This window comes from Reinekea marina (assembly GCF_030409715.1).
GTDB lineage: Bacteria > Pseudomonadota > Gammaproteobacteria > Pseudomonadales > Natronospirillaceae > Reinekea > Reinekea marina.
The window spans coordinates 1,026,604-1,047,469 of record NZ_JAUFQI010000001.1 but is presented as its reverse complement, the minus strand read 5'-3'; the positions used below and the strand labels follow the sequence as shown (position 1 = coordinate 1,047,469).

Here is a 20,866-nt window from a genome sequence, read left to right as displayed (position 1 = left end):
TTATGCATCCTCTTCTATTTTCAGAGGATTCGTAACATTCACTTTTAAGCTGAAGTTATTGCCCACGACGTCATTACCTTCTTTGATCGCCTCTACATTTTGTAAAAACGTATCTGAAAACCACTCAGATCGATCAAGATTCCGTAAGAAATCAGATATCGCCAATTTTTTATCCGCAAAGCCATTTATTTCAAGGACCGAACCTTTACTAGTTAAGCTATTAAAATAAACACCGTCGGGAGTAGCACTGACCAGTTCTTCGAACACATGGACGATAATTTGGCGATCACCCTGCAAGCTCTGAATGACATTCATACGCTCAATTAAAGCTTCACGTTGCTGGCGTAGACCTTCAATTTCTTTGATCTTACCGTCTAATTCTTTAATTTTGTTCGTCATATAGGTGTTGCGGGTAACTTGGTAGTCTACCTTAGCTTGAACCGATTGATTCCAACCAAACCCAGCAGCGCCTGCACAGGCCGCAACGAGCAACAGCACTAGCAAGAATTGTTTTTGTCTCGCTTCACGGCGCTCTTCACGCCATGGGCGTAAATCAATATTTGCCATCTTCGAAGCTCCTCAAGGCTAATCCACATGCAATCATCATCGCAGGGGCATCGTTTGTCAGGTTTGCAGCATTCACTTTATTTGACAACGTCATATTCGCAAACGGATTGGCAATGATTGTATTGGTTCCAATCTTTTCTTGTACACGTTGGGCAAGACCAGGAATAGAAGCCGTACCGCCCGCTAAGATAATGTAGTCGACATCGTTGTACTGAGACGCCGCAAAAAAGAATTGCAATGAACGACTGACCTGCTGCACAACGGCCTCTTTAAATGGCTCTAGTACTTCGCTGGTGTAATCATCTGGCAAGCCACCTTGCTTTTTCGCTAACCCGGCTTCTTGTTGAGTCATGCCATAACGACGCATGATTTCTTCAGTCAATTGCTTGCCGCCAAAAAGCTGTTCACGGGTATAAATGGTATTGCCTTCATTTAATACACTGAGCGTAGTCATAGTATGGCCAACATCGACAATAGCGACGGTGGTTCCTTCTTCAGACTTCTCTAGCTGATCGGACAACAAACCGTAAGCACGCTCTAAAGCGAAAGCTTCAACATCGACCGCCTTACAAGTAAGACCGGCAATGGCTAATGAATCTTGGCGCAATTCTACGTTTTCTTTACGGCAAGCCGCGAGTAAAACGTCGACAAGATTGTCGCCTTTGGCAGACGGACCTTGCACTTCGAAATCAATCGCAACTTCATCGAGCGGATAAGGTATGTATTGATCCGCTTGGACCTCAATATCCGTTTCCATCTGCTCATCGGTCAAGCCTGCATTCATCTCGATGGTTTTAGTAATCACCGACGATCCGGCTACCGCAACGGCAGCCTCTTTAATTTTCGAACGAGACTTTTTATAGAGCTTTTCAATAGCTTCACCCACAGCAGCTTCATCGTTGATATTCTTTTCAACGACTGCATTTTCAGGCAATGGCTCTACCGAGTATGCTTCGACGCGATACCCATCTCCATTACGACTTAGCTCCATCAGTTTCACCGAAGTAGAACTGATATCGACACCAAGTAACCTTTTTTGTTTCTTTTTGAATAAGGAGGCCACGGATGTTTCCCTTCAACAACACGTACTTACGAACGTTTCTTAGTTTTTACATTAACTATTACATAACACAATAGACCAATCCGCAATGTATAAAAAGGACAAATTCTGCTTATAATGGGGGGCTTTTATCTAAAACGTGACGTAACTCCTTATTTTGATTGGAAAAACATGAAATTTTTGACTAAAACAATACGACTATTTATTTGGTCACTCTTTGCTGGAATTTGTGGCTTAGTTCTCATTTCTGCCAGTATGTACCTATATTTATCCCCCGCTTTGCCCGATGTTCAGAAGCTTAGAGACTTTAAATTACAAACTCCAATGCGTATTTTGAGCGCGGACAACAAATTAATTGCCGAATATGGAGAGCAACGTCGAGCACCTTTAAATTACGATCAAATTCCCATTCGGTTTGTCCAAGCACTCATCGCAATCGAAGATAAGCGGTTTGAGCAACATGCCGGAGTCGACCCAGTACGCTTCACCAGAGTAGTCCTCGACGTCTTAATAACTGGCGATAAAGAAGGCGCCGGCGGCTCAACGCTCACACAGCAAGTCGCTCGAAATTATTTTTTAACTCAGCAAAAAACCTTTACTCGTAAGTTCACAGAGATATTGCTGGCGTTAAAAATGGAAAGTGAGCTGACTAAAGCTGACATTTTTGAGCTTTATATCAATAAACACTTTTTAGGCTATCGCTCCTACGGAATTCAAGCCGCGGCTAATGTGTACTATGGCAAAGACATCAATGATTTAACCTTAGCTCAACTTGCAATGATTGCGGGTCTGCATCAAGCGCCTTCATCGGCAAACCCAATTGCAAATAAAGAGCGTGCTAAGAAGCGCAGAAATACGGTGCTTTCGGCTATGTACACAAACGGTTTTATCACGACAGCCGAATACGAGCTGGCTAAAGCCGAACCCATTACGGCTAAATATCATGGCAATAACCCCGACTTTGAAGCTTGGTATTTAGCTGAAATGGTCCGCGCGGAAATGCTAGAACGTTATGGAGAAGACGCCTATAACGATGGTTACACTGTATACACAACCATAAACAGCGAACTTCAGGTCGCCGCTAATCGTGGTGTGAGTAAAACGTTGGTGAGCTATAGCCGTCGTCATGGTTATTTAGGTCCCGAGTCTTCTCCTGAAAATGAAGACTTTGATATCGAAACTGATAAAGAATCGCGCTTAACGGTGCTCAATAAGACGCCGGAATATGGCGGTTTAATCCCCGCTCTCGTATTAGAAAGCGGCCCAGATGGCTTGGTTGTTCAGCCTAAAGGCTACGATACGGCAATCGCTTTAGACCTTGAATCCATTCAATGGGCAAGAGAAAGGATAAAAGTTGACGAATTCGGCCCTGCCATTACTGATGGGACTCAAGTTGCCAACCCAGGAGATTTCGTTCGACTAGAGGGAGGCAGCGATGGATTCTTACTCGCCCAAATCCCAAACGCTCAAGGAGCACTTGTCGCGCTTTCACCGACCGATGGCAGAGTACAAGCCCTTGTCGGCGGCTTTGACTACAGCCTTAATAAGTACAACCGAGTCACACAATCGGCACGCCAAGCAGGGTCTACCTTTAAGCCGTTTGTTTACAGCGCGGCTTTAGATAAGGGCTACACACCTGCAACGATCGTTAACGATGCACCTATTGTAAGAGCCGACTCGGCTCAAGAAGATGTATGGCGACCGAAAAACTCTGGAGACAGATACCTCGGTCCCATTCCGATGCGCCAAGCACTTTATCAGTCTCGCAATTTATCAGGCATTCGAATTCTAGATGACATTGGCGTGTCTTATGCTCGAAACTACGCAACACGATTTGGCTTTGCAAAGGAATCGCTGGCCAATGATATGACCTTGATTCTAGGCAGTACAGCCATGCCACCTATGCAGATTGCACAAGGCTACGCGGTATTTGCGAATGGCGGCTATTTAGTGGAACCTTACTTCATTGATCGCATAGAAGATTTAAATGGTAATATTATTTTTGAAGCAAACCCGACGATTGTTTGCCGCGGTTGTCCTGAAGCGTCGGAAAGCTTCGAAGAAGAGCCCGAGGCACCTGAAAGTGCAGAAGCTATAAACATTACGCCTCTAGAGCTGAATGTAGATGGCGAAGAAGCCACAAAAACTACCTTAGCGAAACGTTATGCACCCCAAGTATTATCGCCGCAAACGGCATTTTTAGTAGATTCCATGCTTAAGGACGTCATCACCAAAGGAACTGGCCGTGCGGCTTATAGAGCGATTCCTCGCAACGATTTAGCCGGTAAAACGGGCACCACAAACGATGCCGTCGACGCTTGGTTTACAGGATACAACGGCGATATAGTCGCCGCTACCTGGGTAGGATACGACAGCAATGTTTCCTTAGGCTACAATGAGTTTGGGGGTAAAGCAGCCTTACCTGGTTGGATTGAGTTCATGAACACGGCTTTAAAAAATAAGCCATTGAACAACCTCCCACAACCCGTTGGTATTACCCAAGTTCGCATCGACCCTAAAACTGGCTTGCTTGCTACGCCAAGTACACCCGACGCACGTTTTGAGTACTTTAAAGAAGGCAGCGTTCCTACGGAGTATACTAATTCTAACGTAACAATTGATTTCAGTGCCGAAGAAGCTCCTCCGGAGGCGCAAGAAGACCTCGACAGCGCTGTCGAGTCACTGTTCTAATTGTTAAGAGAGCGCCATTAGGCGCTCTCAAGTTACTCTATATTGAAGCCTACTCAGATACTTTATTACGGCCACTGTTTTTTGATCGATATAAAGCTTCATCTGCTTTAAGAATGACAGTATTGAGAGGCTCCGTAGTAGCCAGATTAAGTTCGGCAACGCCAAAACTGGCGGTAATTTTTATTTCAGTATCACCTTTTCTAAATGCGATTGACTCTTCAAGCGTTCCCCTGAGCGACTCCGCAATTTCTTTAGCTTTGTCGATCATGGCTCCAGGCAAAATAATTAAAAACTCCTCTCCGCCAAAACGGCACTTAAAATCGGAAGCTCGCAATGAGTAACCATGAATAAGCGACGCTACAAATACCAAAATTTCGTCACCGACATCATGCCCATAGGTATCATTTACACTTTTAAAGTGATCAATATCAAACATAATGACACTGGTCACTTTAGGCGGTGTACTTCCTTCATGTTCAAAGGCTTCAATCCACTCAGTGAGAGCCAGTCTATTTGCAAGCCCCGTCAAAAAATCGAGGTGGCTCTCCATTAGCGCTTTGGAATGCGCGCGCTGAAGAGTTAATTTTTCCTGCTTTAACACAATGGATGCTTCACGGCTTTCTTTCAGCTGCAACCCTACCAGCTGGGCTTGGAAAAATAGGAACACATAAAAAACATATTCAACAACATAAACATTGTGCAGTGCATTTTTAGAGGCAATAACATCGTTAACGGCACCTACACCTAAAATGAGCGCGCTCGATAATATTAGCCAAGCAAAGCGCCGCTTTTGCCTTATGCCAATTATAATGACGAGTAAAATAGCGCCACACCAAAAACCTAGGTAAGCCAGGTAGTAATTTAACAAAGAGGAAACTAATGGTGCCGGCATGATAATCGTGGCAATGGTGCCGATTGCCGCCGAGCCAAACGCTCCCCAAACTATGCGCTTCGGTACTAGCCTTGGCATTAAAAAACATAAAAACCCAAAGTAGGACACTGACATATAGAGCACGCTGAGATACTCAGCCTTAATGCTAATCTCATAATGCCTCATTGATATAGGCTGAATGAATATTTCCAACAAACCGGCAGTGCTTACCCCTCGTAGCAGGGCTGAAAAGCAGACAAATGCTAACAACAACGCCGTTAAATTCTCTCGAGAATAAAAGAATTGAACTAAATAGTGGAAAATCATGATTAGTAGCCCACCTGATAGTAGGCTTCGAATAATCATGTTTTGGTGTACTTCGCGCTGCAAAATATCTGAACGCTGTATAGCAATGGGTTGTCGAATACCTCCCGCGTGCATATTTGCCTTAGTAACATAAATAACAAGTAGGCCGTTTGAGGAAGCTGGGAAATGATGGATTTGCCCTTTCAACCCAGCATGTTGACCATTGCTCAAATCACCGGCTTGTCCAATAATTTGAGGTTTGCTAGAGGCATTCGGCAGCCAAAAAATTTTATAAGCACCTGCAATAAATGAAGCGTACAAACTGATTGGATCTTCTATATTCTCAGTAAATGAAAGCGGTATGGCATAAGTCGCTCGCCCATGTTGATATCTCTGCTCTGTTAATTTAGCCACCTCATCGTTCCAAGAACTAGGCACGGTTATGGTGTTAAATTTGCCTTCGGAGAAAGCTAATGAGATTTCATTTACCGGCAAGTGCTCGCCAAATAGAAACGCCCACTGACTGTTTAAATTTACACGCTGGCCTTGCTTTAATAATTCACCATCCACAGCAAAAACCTCAACCTTTTCAGCAGGTTGCGCCAAGCCACTCAGCGACAGCAGCACCAACAATATAAAACCAAACCGGAATATCCGTATCACACCTATTGACTACTTTTAAAAATGATCAGTTAAAGAATAGCTCAACTTTAATGAAGGTGCGAGAAGCACCAAAGTTGATTTAATAGTGGCTATAATGAAACTCGATTTCGTCCAGATTCTTTTGCCCGATATAAAGCCTGGTCCGCCTCAGAAATAACCTCCTTTAGCCCTTTGCCAGCATGTTTATCTTGTACCGATACACCAAAACTTGCCGTAATGTGAATTGAAAAGCCGTTATTTTGAAAGGCGGCATACTTTTCTAAAGCTTGGCGCATAGACTCCGCAACCACCTCCGTTCTTTCTATAGTTGCGCCAGGCAACAACACTAAAAATTCTTCACCGCCGTAACGGCACTTAAAATCTTCGGAGCGTAGTTGAAACCCGTGCAGCAATGAAGCCACAAAAATCAAGATTTCATCACCAACGTCGTGACCATAATTATCATTAATTTTTTTAAAGTGATCTATATCTAACATAATGACGCCCACAAACTGAAATTTACTGATGCTTTCTTGATCTAACTGCTTTATTTTTTCAGTGCAAGCGAGTCGATTATTCAAACCAGTTAAATGGTCTAATTGGCTTGCCATTAAGGCTTTCACGTGTTCTTTTTGTAACTTAAGTTTTTCATCATTTAATCGATTAGCTTGAGACATACTTTCACGCAATTGCTGTCCAACAATCAACGCTTGCATAAATAAAAATATAAAGAAAACATAGGACGAAACAAAAGAATTGTAGGTAGCACTGTGAGAGGCAACAATATCATTAACTGCGCCAGCTAGTACGACAAGAACACTCAATAAGATCTGTTTTGAAAACTTGAGCCTTCTTCGAATCGCTAAAGCCACTACCGATAAATTTATAACCGCCCAAAGCCCCAGAATCAATTGGTAGAACACCAAACTCCTAGTCATGACTTCCGTGGGCAACAACACGGTGACTAAAACGCCATACAAACCAAACAACACCGCATGACGAATAAACCGAGTTGCTGACAGACTTCTAAACAGGGAGCTTATGAATATAAAGTAAGATATCGGTATTAAAAAGACTGTTATATATTCCGTCTTAATGGATACAATCAAATACTGATCTATAAAACCTTGAATTAATAGATCAAAATAACCAGAAGTCACCATACTGCGCAGTGCTGCTATAAAACATAAAATAGATAAATACAATGCACTGATATTATTGGTAGAGTATCGATATTGAATTAAATAATGAATGCAAAGTACAAGCATACTGCCTATTAGCAGGCTAGTGACAAAAACATTTAGTACGTTTGCTTTCAAGAAAACATCACTTCGTTGCAACCGAACTGGGTGCCTTACTCCACCTTTAAACATGTTAGTTTTAGAGACGTGTATTATTAACGCACCTTGTTGCTGGGCGGGTAGATTAAAAAAATCGATGCCCTTTTCTACTTTCTGCCCATTGATCATCTCTCCAGCTGCACCAACACTGAACGCTTCTGTTGTGCCTTCTTCTAGCCAATAAATACGATAAGTACTGGTTATTAAACCCGCCTCTACAATGACTGAAAAATCTACAGGAGATGAAAAAGAGATAGGTAATACATAGGTAGCCTTTCCATGTTGATTCGGCTCATCAGTCAGTGGCTTTACCTTTTCATTCCAAGAACTAGGGACATTGATAGTATCAAGCGCTTGCTGTTTTAATTTTAAAGGAACATCTTCAGGCTTAATGTGCTCTCCAAACTTAAACCACCACTCACCATTTAATTCAATTGCTTCGCCTTTTCTTAATGCTTGAGTATCAATTTCAGCACGTAAACGACTCTCTTCTACCCAATTAGCAGAAGACAAACCGCTCAGAAATAAGCAAAATATGACCAAATATCGACACCTTAAAGTGCCACAATGCTTCAAATCGAGAATCCAAACCCTGTTCACATGCGTTAAGCATAGTCCAGAATGCCTAATAGCGCTTTAGTGGTACAAGGAAAATACGGGTCAAAGAAATTTAGATTATTGGTTACGATGATTAATAGTTAATGCACGTCAATTGCTTTATTTAACACAAAAAAAAGCCCGCAAATGCGGGCTTATTCTTAGAAGTAAAGACTTACTCAGCAGATGCTAACTTAGCTTTATCTTCTTCTGTTACTTCTTTCATAGACAATTTAACACGGCCACGTGCGTCGACGTCTAAGATCTTAACAACGACTTCTTCGCCTTCGCTGATCTTGTCTGATACTTTCTCGATACGCTCTTGAGCGATTTGAGAAATGTGTACCAAACCGTCTTTACCAGGCAAGAAGGTTACGAATGCGCCGAAATCGGCTAAACGTGCAACTTTACCTAAGTATACTGCGCCAATTTCAGGCTCAGCTGTAATACCTAAGATGCGCTCTTTAGCGGCATCAGCGGCTTCTTTAGTTGGTGCGTAGATGCGGACAGAACCGTCGTCTTGAATATCAACTTCAGCACCTGTTTCTTCGATGATAGAACGGATGGTTGCGCCGCCTTTACCGATAACGTCACGAATCTTGTCGGTGTCAATTTTCATAACATCCATAGAAGGTGCGTTGTCTGGTAGCTCAGGGCGTGAGTAACCAATCACTTTCGCCATTTCACGCAAGATGTGAAGACGTGCGTCCATGGCTTGCTCTAATGCAATCTCCATGATCTCTTCAGTGATACCTTGAATCTTGATATCCATCTGTAACGCTGTAATACCTTGCTCGGTACCGGCTACTTTAAAGTCCATGTCACCTAAGTGATCTTCATCACCTAAGATGTCAGTTAAAACAGTGAACTTATCACCTTCTTTTACTAAGCCCATTGCTATACCCGCAACTGGGTGCTTAACAGGAACACCGGCGTCCATAAGCGCAAGCGATGCGCCACAAACAGAAGCCATAGAAGATGAACCGTTAGATTCAGTAATCTCAGATACCAAACGAATCGTGTATGGGAATTCTTCGATATCTGGCATAACCGCCAAAATACCACGCTTAGCTAAACGGCCATGACCGATTTCACGACGACCAACACCACCCATTCGACCTGCTTCACCAACGCTGAACGGAGGGAAGTTGTAGTGCAACATTAGGTGATCGGTGTTTTTCTCATGAAGCATGTCTTCCATCTTGCCATCACGTAGCGTACCCAATGTAGCGGTAACGATAGCCTGAGTTTCACCACGTGTGAACAATGAAGAACCGTGGGCGCCTGGAAGCACGTCGATATCAACTTCAATGCCACGAACTGTTTTGCCATCACGTCCATCAATACGAGGTTGGCCTTCGATGATGCGCTGACGAACGGTTTGCTTCTCGATTTTAGAGAACATAGCGCTTACGTCATCGGCAGAAACACCCGCTTCTTCATTTGTAAGCTCAGCAACTGCAGCTGAACGAACTTCGTTTAATAATGCATAACGCTGCATTTTGTCTGACACTTGGTAAGCTTCAGAAATTTTAGCGCCGTAAGCGCCTGCAACAGCGGCTTTTAATTCTTCGTTTTCAACTTCTGGTGCCCAATCCCAAGTTGGCTTTCCGTTTTCGGCAGCGAACTCTTTAATAGCGGCAATGGCTACTTGGAATTCTTGGTGTGCAAATAATACAGCGCCTAACATCTGGTCTTCAGAAAGCTGTTCAGCTTCTGATTCAACCATAAGTACAGCGTCTTCAGTACCGGCTACAACCATGTCTAAACGAGTATCTTTTAATTCTTCGTACGATGGGTTAACAAAGTAACCACGCTCATCGGTGTAACCTACACGCGCTGCACCAATAGGGCCGCTGAAAGGAATACCAGAGATAGAAATAGCGGCCGAAGTCGCTAACATTGCTGCGATATCTGGATCATCTGTTTTGTTTGCAGAGATTACGTTAATCACAACCTGAACTTCATTCATGAAGCCTTTAGGGAATAACGGACGAATTGGACGGTCAATTAAACGAGACGTCAGTGTTTCTTTCTCAGAAGGACGACCTTCACGCTTTAAGTAACCACCCGGGATTTTACCAACCGCGTAGAATTTTTCTTGATAGTGAACAGACAACGGGAAGAAGTCTTGCCCCGGCTTAGTGTCTTTAGCGCCAACAACCGTTGCTAAAACAACCGTGTCGTCAATAGTACAAAGTACAGCACCGGTTGCTTGACGTGCTACACGACCGGTTTCTAGCGTGACGGTTTTGCCGCCAAATTCAAATTGTTTTGTCTTAGGTGTTAAATCTAACATTTAGTTTCCTCATTTGAGGCCTCTACGATGCTTCTATCGATGTACTTGCGATCAAATACATCGATAGAAGCCCCAATGCGTTGTACTGGGCAGTAACCGAAGAGGCTTTATTTCATTTTAAGTTTTATAAAGAGTTCATCAGAAGGTAAAACGACAAAGGGCTCCCGATGAGGAGCCCTTTTGAAGACAGCGGGGTTTATCGACGTAAACCTAAGCGCTTAATCAAAGATGCGTAGCGTGCTACGTCTTTACGCTTCAAGTAATCCAACAACTTACGACGCTGGTTTACCATACGGATTAGACCGCGACGCGAGTGGTGATCTTTCGCGTGCTCTTTGAAGTGACCCTGCAACGTTTCAATGTTTGCAGTTAATAGTGCTACCTGAACTTCAGGAGAACCAGTGTCGCCTTCGCCTTGACCGTATTCTTTTAAAATTTCCGCTTTCTTTTCGACGCTTAATGCCATCGTACTAACTCCAAGAATGTGCCTAAATAATGGAGTGCGGGCCGTGCACATTAACAGCCGCATTCCAATTTAGCCCAATTAGGACTAAATCGCGGCGGATTATACATCACCTAACGCTGCTAACCAACTATTTGCATGGGTTATGCATCAACTTCTTTAGAGACCAGTCTTTCTGGCTGTAAGCGCCGTTGTTCGGACACTCGACCAACCCCTAAAAAGCGGTCATCTAAGTAAACTCTTGCGGTACAAGCACTGGCGTCACAATTCACGTCATTACCATTCGAAAAGTACTTGGCACGGTGTTCGTCTAAGTCAATTCTCGGCAAATCAGCTAACAATTCATCCAATGAAACCAACAAAGCATCTAACGCCTCATAGTTTTCGGCCTCACGCAGCCCTTCGAGCACTTCCAAAGATATGGCTTGATCAATGTTGAATTGACCATGACGAGTACGTCGCAAGGTTTTTACGTGCGCGCCGCAACCAACCTCTTCACCTATATCCGCCACAAGCGTGCGAATGTAGGTACCTTTACTGCACTGAACGTCTAAGTCGAATTCTGGCGATTCAAATCGTAGCAAATCATTGCGCGTAATGGTGACGGGTCTTGGGTCTATTTCTACCTCTATGCCCTCTCGTGCCAGCTCGTAGAGCTTTTTTCCATCGCGCTTTAAGGCGGAATACATTGGGGGGACTTGCTCAATATCACCGGTAAACTTCGATAACACGGCCTGCAATTGAGGCTCCGAAATATTGGGCACCTCTCGCTCTTGCGTTACCTCACCTTCCGCGTCCAATGTTTCGGTGGATATCCCAAAAACACCGGTGGTTAAATAAGCCTTTTCAGCATCGAGCAAAAATTGGGAAAACTTAGTGGCCTCACCAAAGCAAATGGGCAACAGCCCAGTGGCTGCGGGGTCTAAAGTGCCGGTATGACCCGCTTTTTGTGCCTGATACAACCATTTTGCTTTTTGAAGTATCTGATTGGAGCTAAAACCGAGCGGCTTATCAACTAACAACACACCCGAAATTGGCCGACCTTTTTTACGCCGAGCCATAACTATCCTTCTGAATCGTCCGAATTCGTTTGATGAGACTTATCTTCATCAATCGCACGATCAATTAATGCCGATAACTCTGAACCGGTATCAATGACTTTATCGTAATGAAAGCGCAACAAAGGAATCACTCTCATATTTAACCCTTTCGCCAATTTGGTGCGCATAAAACCTGCAGCGTTATTCAATATTTTCTCTTGCTCGCCACGTTCTTGCACCGCATCTTGGCGACCAAACGCCATGCAAGTGAAGTACACGTCTGCGTATGATAAGTCGCTCGACACTTTCACGTCGTTTACCGTCACCATACCCACGCGTGGGTCTTTCACTTCTTGCTGAATAATCTTCGCAAGATCACGTTGAATTTGATCACCAATTCGACGTACTCGACTCGAGTTTGCACCCATAATAAACCCTCTAAAATAAAAAACCGGCCTCAAACTTAGTTGCGGCCGGCTTGCTTTTATAAATAACCGAACCGATTAATCGATGGTACGTGCTACTTCTTTCACGTCAAACACTTCGATTTTATCGCCAGCTTTAACATCAGTGTAGTTCTTAACACCGATACCACATTCCATGCCGCGGCTAACTTCTTGTACATCGTCTTTGAACCGACGCAATGATTCAAGTTCACCTTCATAAATAACAACTTCATCACGCAGTACACGGATTTTCTTGTTACGGTAAACCGTACCTTCAACTACCATACAGCCCGCAATTTGGCCGAATTTAGGTGAATTGAACACGTCACGTACTTCAGCAAGACCCACGATGTCTTCACGAAGATCAGGCGATAACATGCCGCTTAATGCAGACTTCACATCATCGATCAGATCGTAAATAACGTTGTAGTAACGTAAGTCTAAACCACCGCGCTCAATAACTTCACGCGCTTTACCGGTTGCACGAACGTTAAAACCAAAGACAACGGCATTGGCTGCAATCGCTAAGTTAGCGTCAGATTCAGAAATGGCACCAACACCACCAGAAACGATATTAACGCGCACTTCTTCGTTACCAACCTTCATTAAAGCGCCATTGATGGCTTCTAGTGAACCACGTACGTCTGTTTTTAAGACTACGTTTAGAATGCGTACTTCGTTGTCACCTACATTTGCAAACAACGCATCTAACTTAGCCGCTTGCTGCATTGCATGAGCAGCGTCTTTCGAGCGTGAAGCTCGTAAGTCAGCAACTTCACGGGCTGCACGTTCACTTTCGGTCACAACAAACTCATCACCCGCACCTGGCGTTCCGTTTAAACCTAAAATTTCACATGGAATAGAAGGCCCAGCTTTATCTAATGGCTTACCCGCCTCGTCAAACAAAGCACGAACACGCCCATAGAAGGTACCCGCTAATACAATGTCGCCACGATTTAACTGGCCGGCTTGAACAAGAACCGTTGCAACGGCGCCACGCCCTTTATCTAGGCTAGACTCAATGACAACACCCTTACCTGGGCCGCTGTGGTGAGCTTTTAATTCTAAAAGTTCAGCTTGCAGTGAAATGGCTTCTAGCAACTCATCTACACCTTGGCCAGTATGCGCCGAGACTTGAATGAACTGAGTGTCGCCACCCCAAGATTCTGGGATCACATCGTGTTGTGCCAATTCATTGGTCACACGCTCAGGATCAGCCGATTCTTTATCCATTTTGTTTATCGCAATAACCAAAGGCACGCCGCCTGCTTTCGCATGCTGGATAGCTTCAATGGTTTGCGGCATTACGCCATCGTCTGCGGCAACAACCAAAATAACAACATCGGTTGCTTTCGCACCGCGAGCACGCATTGCTGTAAATGCGGCGTGACCCGGAGTATCTAAAAAGGTAATCATGCCACGTGAAGATTCAACATGGTAAGCACCAATGTGCTGAGTTATACCCCCAGATTCACCCGCGGTTACACGTGTTTCACGAATGTAATCGAGTAAGCTGGTTTTACCGTGGTCAACGTGGCCCATAACAGTGACGACTGGCGCACGCGTTGCAACATCGCCATCGTACTCAACTTCCATCATCGTATCTTCAAGTGCGTTTTCATTCACAATTTGATACTTATGACCCATCTCTTCGATGACTAAAATTGCAGTATCTTGATCTAGAATTTGGTTTACGGTGGCCATAACGCCCATCTTAAACAAAATCTTTACGACCTCTGCCGACTTAGCTGACATTTTACCCGCTAACTCTGCAACACTGATTGCTTCACCTAATTCAACTTCGCGAATAACCGGAGCTGTTGGCTTTTCAAATTGATGTTCAGTTGACTTCTTCATCTTCTTAGGACGACGACGACGGCTACCACCGTTATCATTTAAAGCATCCAGCATTTGTTGATGCTTATTACCCGTACGGTGCTGCGAAGTTCGTTGCGCTTCAGATTTAACGCCGCCTTTTTTATGGCCAGCCTTACGCGGAGCGTTGGCTTGACCATCTTCTAAGCGAGGACCACTTGGGCGAGACTTCTCATGTTTCTTTTTCTCAGCAACACGATTGTCTTTACCCATTTTAGCTTCAGCATCGGCAACAGTAGCCACAGGTTCAGCTTTTGCTACTGGCTTTTTCTTAGCTTCCTTTCCAGCAACTGATTTTTCTTCAGTTTTCGCTTGAGCCGCTTTTTCTTGCTTTTGCTTTTCTTGAGCGGCTTTAGCACGCGCTGCTTCTAATTTAGCATCTTCTTCTGCTCGACGAGCAGCACGATCTTCTGTATTCGTAGAAGTATCGGCTACGGGTGCATCTTGCTGTGCATCAGCTTCGTCACGCTTAACATAAGTACGCTTTTTACGTACTTCAATACTAATTGTCTTAGCCTTTGAGCCACCACCTGTTTTTAAAGTGGTCGTTACTTTACGCTTTAACGTAATTTTCTTTGGTGCGTCTGTTGATTCACCATGACTTGTCTTTAAATAAGTCAGCAACGTTTTCTTTTGGCTATCGCTTACAGATTCTGTTTCTTTTTTATGTGGCAGACCCGCTGCGCCCATCTGCTGGAGCAGTCGATCAACGGGAGTGCCGACCGATGCGGCCAACTCTTTTACAGTAACTTCAGACATTAATAACTCCTTCCCGTTTATTCATTCTCAAACCACGGCGCACGCGCAGTCATAATTAATTCACCAGCAAATTTTTCGTCAATTTCGCCAGCTTCTACAAGCTCATCGATACTCAATTCAGCTAAATCTTCCATGCTGCAAATGCCTTTTGATGCAATTAAGCGAGCAAGAGGTTCATTCATACCATCCATTTCAAGTAAGTCTTGAGCCGGTTGTGCAGAATCTAACTGTTCTTCATTTGCCAACTCTAACGTCACTAGTACGTCTTTAGCACGCTGGCGAAGTTCGGTAACGATGTCTTCATCAAACCCATCGATTTCTAACATTTCATCGATCGGTACATAAGCCACTTCTTCTAAAGTTGCAAAGCCTTCTTCGACCAGTACAACGGCAATATCTTCATCAACATCAAGCTTTTCAACAAAGTTTTGAATCAGTTTAACGGTCTCTTCTTCCTGCTTTTCGCCGGCTTCAGATTCAGTCATTACATTGATTGTCCAACCCGTCAACTCACTGGCTAAACGAACGTTTTGACCACTTCGGCCAATCGCCATAGCTAGGTTGTCTTCTTCTACGGCAACTTGCATTGTATTGGTGTCTTCATCCATCACAATCGATGCAACTTCAGCTGGCGCCATTGCATTAATGACCAGCTGTGCTGGGTTATCATCCCAAGTAATGATGTCAACGCGTTCATTGCCAAGTTCATTAGAAACAGCTTGAACACGTGAGCCACGCATACCAACACATGCGCCAACTGGGTCAATTCGCCCGTCATTGGTTTTAACAGCAATTTTAGCTCGCGAGCCTGGGTCACGTGCACAGCCGCGGATTTCAATAATTTCTTCTTGAATCTCTGGCACTTCAATACGGAACAATTCAATCAACATTTCGTTGCTAGAACGGCTCAATACGAGTTGTGGTCCACGACCTTCTGTTTTAATTGACTGTAAAACCGCGCGAACGCGATCCGCTAATCGGAACATCTCACGGCCAATCATATTTTCTCGAGGTAGAATAGCTTCTGCATTATTACCAAGATCAACAATCAGCGCTTCACGAGTTACCTTTTTAACAGTACCCGATACCATTTCGCCAATACGCTCACGGTATGTATCTACAATTCGAGCTCGCTCAGCATCACGTACTTTCTGAACAATAATTTGTTTCGCCGCTTGCGCGCTGATACGACCAAAACCTTCACTTTCGATTTCAACTTCGTATACATCGCCCGGTTGTAAGTTAGTGTCAACTTCACGAGCTTCTTCGGTGGTCCACTGAGAACCTAAAATAGACATTTCATCATCGCCTTTAACTTCCCAGCGACGGAATGTTTTATATTCACCTGTTTTACGATCTATAGATACGTAAACGTCTGGCTCACCTTCATCATCTAATCGTTTTTTTGCAGCGGTCGCTAATGCTAGCTCCATTGCATCGAAGATGACTTCGCGCGAAACACCTTTTTCGTTCGCTACTGCATCTACGACTAAAAGAATTTCTTTACTCATCGTCTCAGCCCCTTCCTTTCGCTCAAGCAATTTGCTCAATATTAAGTTTAAATTTTATAATTTAGCTAAAATTCGGAATGACCCGACCTTTATCTATACTTTCAATTGGTAATAAAAATTCTTCACCGTCAGCGGCAATCACCACATCACTTTCTTCTATACCGACGATGACACCTTTGAAGTTTCGTCGACCTTCAAACGCGTATTTAAGCTTTATCTCTACCCATTCATTCACAAAAGCGCTGTATTGCTCGAGTGTGAACAAAGGACGATCCATACCCGGTGATGACACCTCTAAGGTATATTCAGTTGAGATGGGGTCTTCAACATCCATGACTGCGCTTACTTGTCGACTGACATCAGCACAGTGATCAACACCAATACCATCTTCGTGGTCGATATAAATTCTTAATGTGGAGTATTTCCCACTGCGGATGTATTCAATCCCCCACAACGAAAAGCCCATCCCGGTTACAACGGGATCGATTAACGCTGTTAATTCATCTACTTTTGCCATTAAAAGTTGTTCACCTAATTTCGACAGCTATAAAAAATGGGCACTATGGGAAAAACATCTAAGACGCTCATCCTAAAGCCCATCTTACGTTGAAGACCTAAAATGCAGATCTCCAAAAACTAAAAAACCCCTTCAAAGAGGGGCCTAATACAAATACCTTTTACCAGAGCCCTCTCAAAGTACTCTGCAGCACCGCGGTGCTATTCAACCGAAGTTGAAGCGATAACACCCACTTTGGAGCCATTATCATTGAAGTCTAAGACCTCTAAAATCAGCGCGGTAGTATACGGATAACTACTGCAACTTTCAACCAAGCCATAAAAAAAGGCCTGCAGTTTAACAGGCCTTTTTAAATATGGTACCGACGACTAGATTCGAACTAGCACGGGCGTAAGCCCACCACCCCCTCAAGGTGGCGTGTCTACCAATTTCACCACGTCGGCATAAAACTATTATTCAGCAGGCAAAGCATTCTCGTCAGCTGAAGTAGCAGCAGGGACATCGGTCTCTACAGCCTCAACTACAGGAACATTGATACTTTCTAAGCTATTTGCTTTTTCCTGTGCAATAAAGGCTAACGCCATACTGGTCACAAAAAAGCCTGTCACTAAAATACCTGTTGTGCGCGTTAAAAAGTTGCCACTGCCTTCTGAACCGAAAACAGTCTGCGAAGCACCGCCTCCAAAAGAAGCACCAGCATCCGCGCCTTTTCCACGCTGCAGTAACACAAAGGCAATAACGCCAACGGCTAAAACTACGTGTATTAGTAATACGATTTTTTCAATACCCATATCAATTACCCTTTTGCAGCATTACAAATTGCTACAAATTCATCTGCGATCAATGATGCACCCCCGACCAGTCCGCCATCGATATCAGGCTGGCCAAATAGCGCTTCAGCACTGGCGGCCTTTACGCTGCCACCGTATAAAATTCTCGTTTTTGCTGCCACTGCAGCATCTTCTGCTGCTAGCATGCCACGAATAAAAGCGTGCACTTCTTGTGCTTGCTCTGGGCTAGCTGTTTTACCTGTTCCTATAGCCCAAACCGGCTCATAGGCAACAACAATGGTGTCGAATGCCGCAATTCCTACTGCATCCAAAACCGCTTGAATTTGTGTTCTTACAACGTCTTCTGTAACACCAGATTCTCGCTGCGCCAATGTTTCACCTATACACAACATAGGGATAACACCAGATTCTAACGTCGCTTTAACTTTCTGTGCAATTTGCGCATCTGTTTCGCCAAACAGCTCACGGCGCTCAGAATGGCCAATAAGTGCATACTGGCAATCAAATTCTTTTACCATTGAAAGACTCAGCTCACCGGTAAAGGCACCTGATGCTTCAGCACTGACATTTTGCACGCCATAGGCGATATCGGTGTCTTTTAGCAACTCGGCTGCTTGCGCAACATATAAAGCAGGAGGAAATACAGCAACGTCCGATGAACCGTTCATGCCCGATTTAAATGCAGTCAACAAAGATGCGACTGTCTCTTTATTTCCGTTCATTTTCCAGTTTGCAGCTACAAGCGTGCGACGCGTTGTCATAGTATTGCCTCCTTTAAGCGGGCGCAGAGTTTACTGAGTTTGCACTTGCAGAGCAAGCGCAACTGGTAAAAAATCTTCTTAAGTGGTTATAAAAAAGCCAACAAAATCAGATGATTAGCCTTTTGTTACGGCGGATTCGACCGCTAAAGCCAGCTTTTCACAGACCGGCTTCACAATATTTACATCTTCACCTTCTACCATGACACGCACAACAGGCTCGGTTCCAGAAGGTCGCAGCAACACCCGGCCGGTGTCGGCTAAGTCTGCTTCGGCCTGAGCAACGGCCTCTTTTACCGCCGGAATGGAGAGAACATCCATCTTTTTGGGCATTTTTACATTTATCATGACCTGAGGATATTTACGCATACCCGACTTAGCTTGAGACAGCGTCTGATTCGCGGCGAGCAATGCAGCCAATACCTGCAAAGAAGCTACAATTCCATCACCCGTTGTGGAAACATGCTTTAACACCAGATGACCAGAGTTTTCACCACCAAGCTGCCATCCATGCGCGGTTAGCTGCTCATTAACATAGCGATCGCCAACATCTGCCCGTACTAATTTCAGGCCAATTTTTTTCAGGGCCACTTCCAAGCCTAGATTGGTCATTAACGTCCCAACTACGCCATCTTTAACGATTCCGGTTGTTTTATAGTGATTAGCTAAAATAAAAAGAAGCTCATCGCCATCAACTATTTGCCCCTCATGATCTACCATGGCTAACCGATCGCCATCGCCATCGTAGGCAATACCGATGTCAGCGCCGACCTCAAGCACTTTTGCTTGAAGAGCGGACGGCGCCGTCGAGCCAACTTTTTCGTTAATGTTAAGCCCATTAGGCTGAGCACCAATGACTGTAACTTCTGCGCCGAGTTCCCGAAACACCTTTGGCGCAACATCATAGGTCGCTCCGTGGGCGCAATCCAATACAACGTGCATGCCGTCTAAATGCAGGTAGCCCGATGTACTTTTACAGTACTCAACATAACGGCCATTGGCATCATCGATACGTCGCGCCTTACCTAAATCGGCGCTGGCGGAGGTAAGTAATACTTGTTCCAATTCTTTCTCAATGGCGTGTTCAATGTCGTCAGGTAGCTTGGTACCGTCAGCAGAGAAAAACTTAATGCCATTATCATAATAAGGGTTGTGTGAGGCAGAAATAACAATACCCGCATTAGCACTGAAGGTACGTGTTAAATATGCAATGGCGGGCGTTGGCATTGGCCCCACCAGCAAACTGTCGCAGCCCGCCGATGCTAACCCGGCCTGCAGCACAGACTCAAACATATAACCAGATATCCGCGTATCTTTACCGATGACTATTTTGCCTCGGCCTTCTCGCGAAAAAACGCGACCCGCGGCCCAGCCAAGCTTTAAGACAAAATCAGGATTAATGACACCTTTACCGACTTCACCTCGGATTCCGTCCGTACCAAAATACTTTTTTCCTTTACTCACTACTACTCTCCTACGTACGTGCGTTCAACTTTGGTGAACGGCATTTAACAGGGTTACCACTTGCGCGGTTTCGTCGATATCATGCGCTCTAATGACCCAAGCGCCTGAACAAAGCGCTTTCGCGGCCAGAGCTAAGCTGCCAATTAAGCGCTCTTCGACAGCTTTATTCAACACGGCACCCACCATGCTCTTGCGAGATACGCCGACCAACATTGGCAGGCCCATTGACTGCAACTCAGTCAATTGATTCATTAACTGAAGATTATGCTCTAATGTTTTCCCGAAGCCAAAGCCAGGATCAATCATGATTTTCTGTTTATCAATACCTTGCTCTATACAAGCCTGAACTCGGTCACGTAAATAATCACAGACTTCAGACACCACATTTTCGTAATGCGGATTGTTTTGCATATGTTTCGGTTCACCTTTACTGTGCATTAAACACACTGGCAAACCTGTTTTCGCTGCTGTTTCTATAGCCCCAGGTCGTGTTAACGCCCGAACATCATTAATCAGATGCGCACCGGCCGAGGCTGCGGCCTGCATGACGGCTGCGGTACTGGTATCTACAGAAACTATCGCATCGCATTCCTTCGAAAGACGTTCAATGACTGGAATGACGCGATCGAGTTCTTGCTGTTCCGAGACAGGATCTGCACCAGGGCGAGTACTTTCCCCGCCTACATCAATAAATGCAGCACCTTGTGCTACCATTTTTTGAGCCTGAACAACCGCATCATCTAATTGATTAAACCGACCTCCATCGGAAAAAGAATCAGGTGTTACATTGAGCACGCCCATGACATGAGCTCGATTCAAAGGCAACGAACGATCTTTAAATAGAAATGATGACAAGCTGGCCTCCTTTT

General features: G+C 44.5%; 17 protein-coding genes and 1 tRNA gene. 2 read left to right on the top strand and 16 right to left on the bottom strand.

Annotated elements, in window-relative coordinates; all coding sequences use genetic code 11:
- A complete protein-coding gene (locus QWZ13_RS05490) occupies positions 1 to 567 on the bottom strand; it encodes a PilN domain-containing protein (RefSeq protein ID WP_290280872.1) in 567 nt (188 codons plus the stop codon).
- Positions 554 to 1,630 (bottom strand): pilus assembly protein PilM, encoded by a 1,077-nt coding sequence (locus tag QWZ13_RS05485; RefSeq protein ID WP_216001404.1) that lies wholly within the window; start codon positions 1,628 to 1,630, stop codon positions 554 to 556. Before QWZ13_RS05485 ends, QWZ13_RS05490 begins: the two co-directional genes overlap by 14 nt.
- Positions 1,631 to 1,798: 168 nt before the next feature.
- Here QWZ13_RS05485 and QWZ13_RS05480 point away from each other — a divergent pair, with 168 nt between their 5' ends.
- On the top strand, positions 1,799 to 4,318 hold the full coding sequence (locus QWZ13_RS05480) for a penicillin-binding protein 1A (protein ID WP_290280871.1): 2,520 nt from the start codon (positions 1,799 to 1,801) through the stop codon (positions 4,316 to 4,318).
- A gap of 49 nt (positions 4,319 to 4,367) precedes the next feature.
- Here QWZ13_RS05480 and QWZ13_RS05475 read toward each other — a convergent pair whose 3' ends face one another.
- The 4 genes from QWZ13_RS05475 to rpsO form a co-directional block, all read right to left on the bottom strand.
- Complete coding sequence (locus QWZ13_RS05475) at positions 4,368 to 6,158, bottom strand: GGDEF domain-containing protein (protein WP_290280870.1); 1,791 nt, start codon at positions 6,156 to 6,158, stop codon at positions 4,368 to 4,370.
- Positions 6,159 to 6,247: 89 nt separating this feature from the next.
- A complete protein-coding gene (locus QWZ13_RS05470) occupies positions 6,248 to 8,020 on the bottom strand; it encodes a sensor domain-containing diguanylate cyclase (RefSeq protein ID WP_290280869.1) in 1,773 nt (590 codons plus the stop codon).
- Positions 8,021 to 8,249: 229 nt separating this feature from the next.
- On the bottom strand, positions 8,250 to 10,373 hold the full coding sequence (gene pnp / locus QWZ13_RS05465) for a polyribonucleotide nucleotidyltransferase (RefSeq protein ID WP_290280868.1): 2,124 nt from the start codon (positions 10,371 to 10,373) through the stop codon (positions 8,250 to 8,252).
- Positions 10,374 to 10,569: 196 nt separating this feature from the next.
- Positions 10,570 to 10,839 (bottom strand): 30S ribosomal protein S15, encoded by a 270-nt coding sequence (gene rpsO / locus QWZ13_RS05460; protein ID WP_216001409.1) that lies wholly within the window; start codon positions 10,837 to 10,839, stop codon positions 10,570 to 10,572.
- Between the two features lie 29 nt (positions 10,840 to 10,868).
- Here rpsO and QWZ13_RS05455 point away from each other — a divergent pair, with 29 nt between their 5' ends.
- The gene (locus tag QWZ13_RS05455) at positions 10,869 to 11,021 is read left to right on the top strand and encodes a hypothetical protein (protein ID WP_290280867.1); all 153 of its coding nucleotides are present in this window, start codon (positions 10,869 to 10,871) and stop codon (positions 11,019 to 11,021) included.
- Here QWZ13_RS05455 and truB read toward each other — a convergent pair.
- From truB to folP, 10 genes are all read right to left on the bottom strand, one after another.
- Positions 10,980 to 11,897, bottom strand: coding sequence for a tRNA pseudouridine(55) synthase TruB (gene truB / locus QWZ13_RS05450; protein ID WP_290280866.1), 918 nt, complete (start codon positions 11,895 to 11,897; stop codon positions 10,980 to 10,982). The two genes, QWZ13_RS05455 and truB, sit on opposite strands and share 42 nt — an antisense overlap.
- Positions 11,898 to 11,899: 2 nt before the next feature.
- Complete coding sequence (gene rbfA, locus QWZ13_RS05445) at positions 11,900 to 12,304, bottom strand: 30S ribosome-binding factor RbfA (RefSeq protein ID WP_216001411.1); 405 nt, start codon at positions 12,302 to 12,304, stop codon at positions 11,900 to 11,902.
- Positions 12,305 to 12,379: 75 nt separating this feature from the next.
- Positions 12,380 to 14,956 carry a translation initiation factor IF-2 gene (infB, locus tag QWZ13_RS05440; RefSeq protein WP_290280865.1) on the bottom strand — a complete coding sequence of 859 codons (2,577 nt, stop codon included), beginning with the start codon at positions 14,954 to 14,956 and terminating at the stop codon, positions 12,380 to 12,382.
- A gap of 17 nt (positions 14,957 to 14,973) precedes the next feature.
- Positions 14,974 to 16,467, bottom strand: coding sequence for a transcription termination factor NusA (gene nusA, locus QWZ13_RS05435; protein ID WP_290283281.1), 1,494 nt, complete (start codon positions 16,465 to 16,467; stop codon positions 14,974 to 14,976).
- Positions 16,468 to 16,528: 61 nt separating this feature from the next.
- Positions 16,529 to 16,984: a ribosome maturation factor RimP gene (gene rimP, locus QWZ13_RS05430; RefSeq protein ID WP_216001414.1), complete on the bottom strand. Its 456-nt coding sequence runs from the start codon at positions 16,982 to 16,984 to the stop codon at positions 16,529 to 16,531.
- Positions 16,985 to 17,340: 356 nt separating this feature from the next.
- Positions 17,341 to 17,427: transfer RNA gene (locus QWZ13_RS05425), tRNA-Leu, on the bottom strand.
- Positions 17,428 to 17,436: 9 nt separating this feature from the next.
- Positions 17,437 to 17,775: a preprotein translocase subunit SecG gene (gene secG, locus QWZ13_RS05420; RefSeq protein ID WP_252729144.1), complete on the bottom strand. Its 339-nt coding sequence runs from the start codon at positions 17,773 to 17,775 to the stop codon at positions 17,437 to 17,439.
- A gap of 5 nt (positions 17,776 to 17,780) precedes the next feature.
- Entirely contained in the window at positions 17,781 to 18,536 is a 756-nt protein-coding gene (tpiA, locus tag QWZ13_RS05415; protein ID WP_290280864.1) for a triose-phosphate isomerase, read from the bottom strand.
- Positions 18,537 to 18,650: 114 nt separating this feature from the next.
- Positions 18,651 to 19,997 carry a phosphoglucosamine mutase gene (glmM, locus tag QWZ13_RS05410; protein WP_290280863.1) on the bottom strand — a complete coding sequence of 449 codons (1,347 nt, stop codon included), beginning with the start codon at positions 19,995 to 19,997 and terminating at the stop codon, positions 18,651 to 18,653.
- 24 nt (positions 19,998 to 20,021) lie between these two features.
- On the bottom strand, positions 20,022 to 20,852 hold the full coding sequence (folP, locus tag QWZ13_RS05405; protein ID WP_290280862.1) for a dihydropteroate synthase: 831 nt from the start codon (positions 20,850 to 20,852) through the stop codon (positions 20,022 to 20,024).
- Between the last annotated feature and the right edge of the window lie 14 nt (positions 20,853 to 20,866).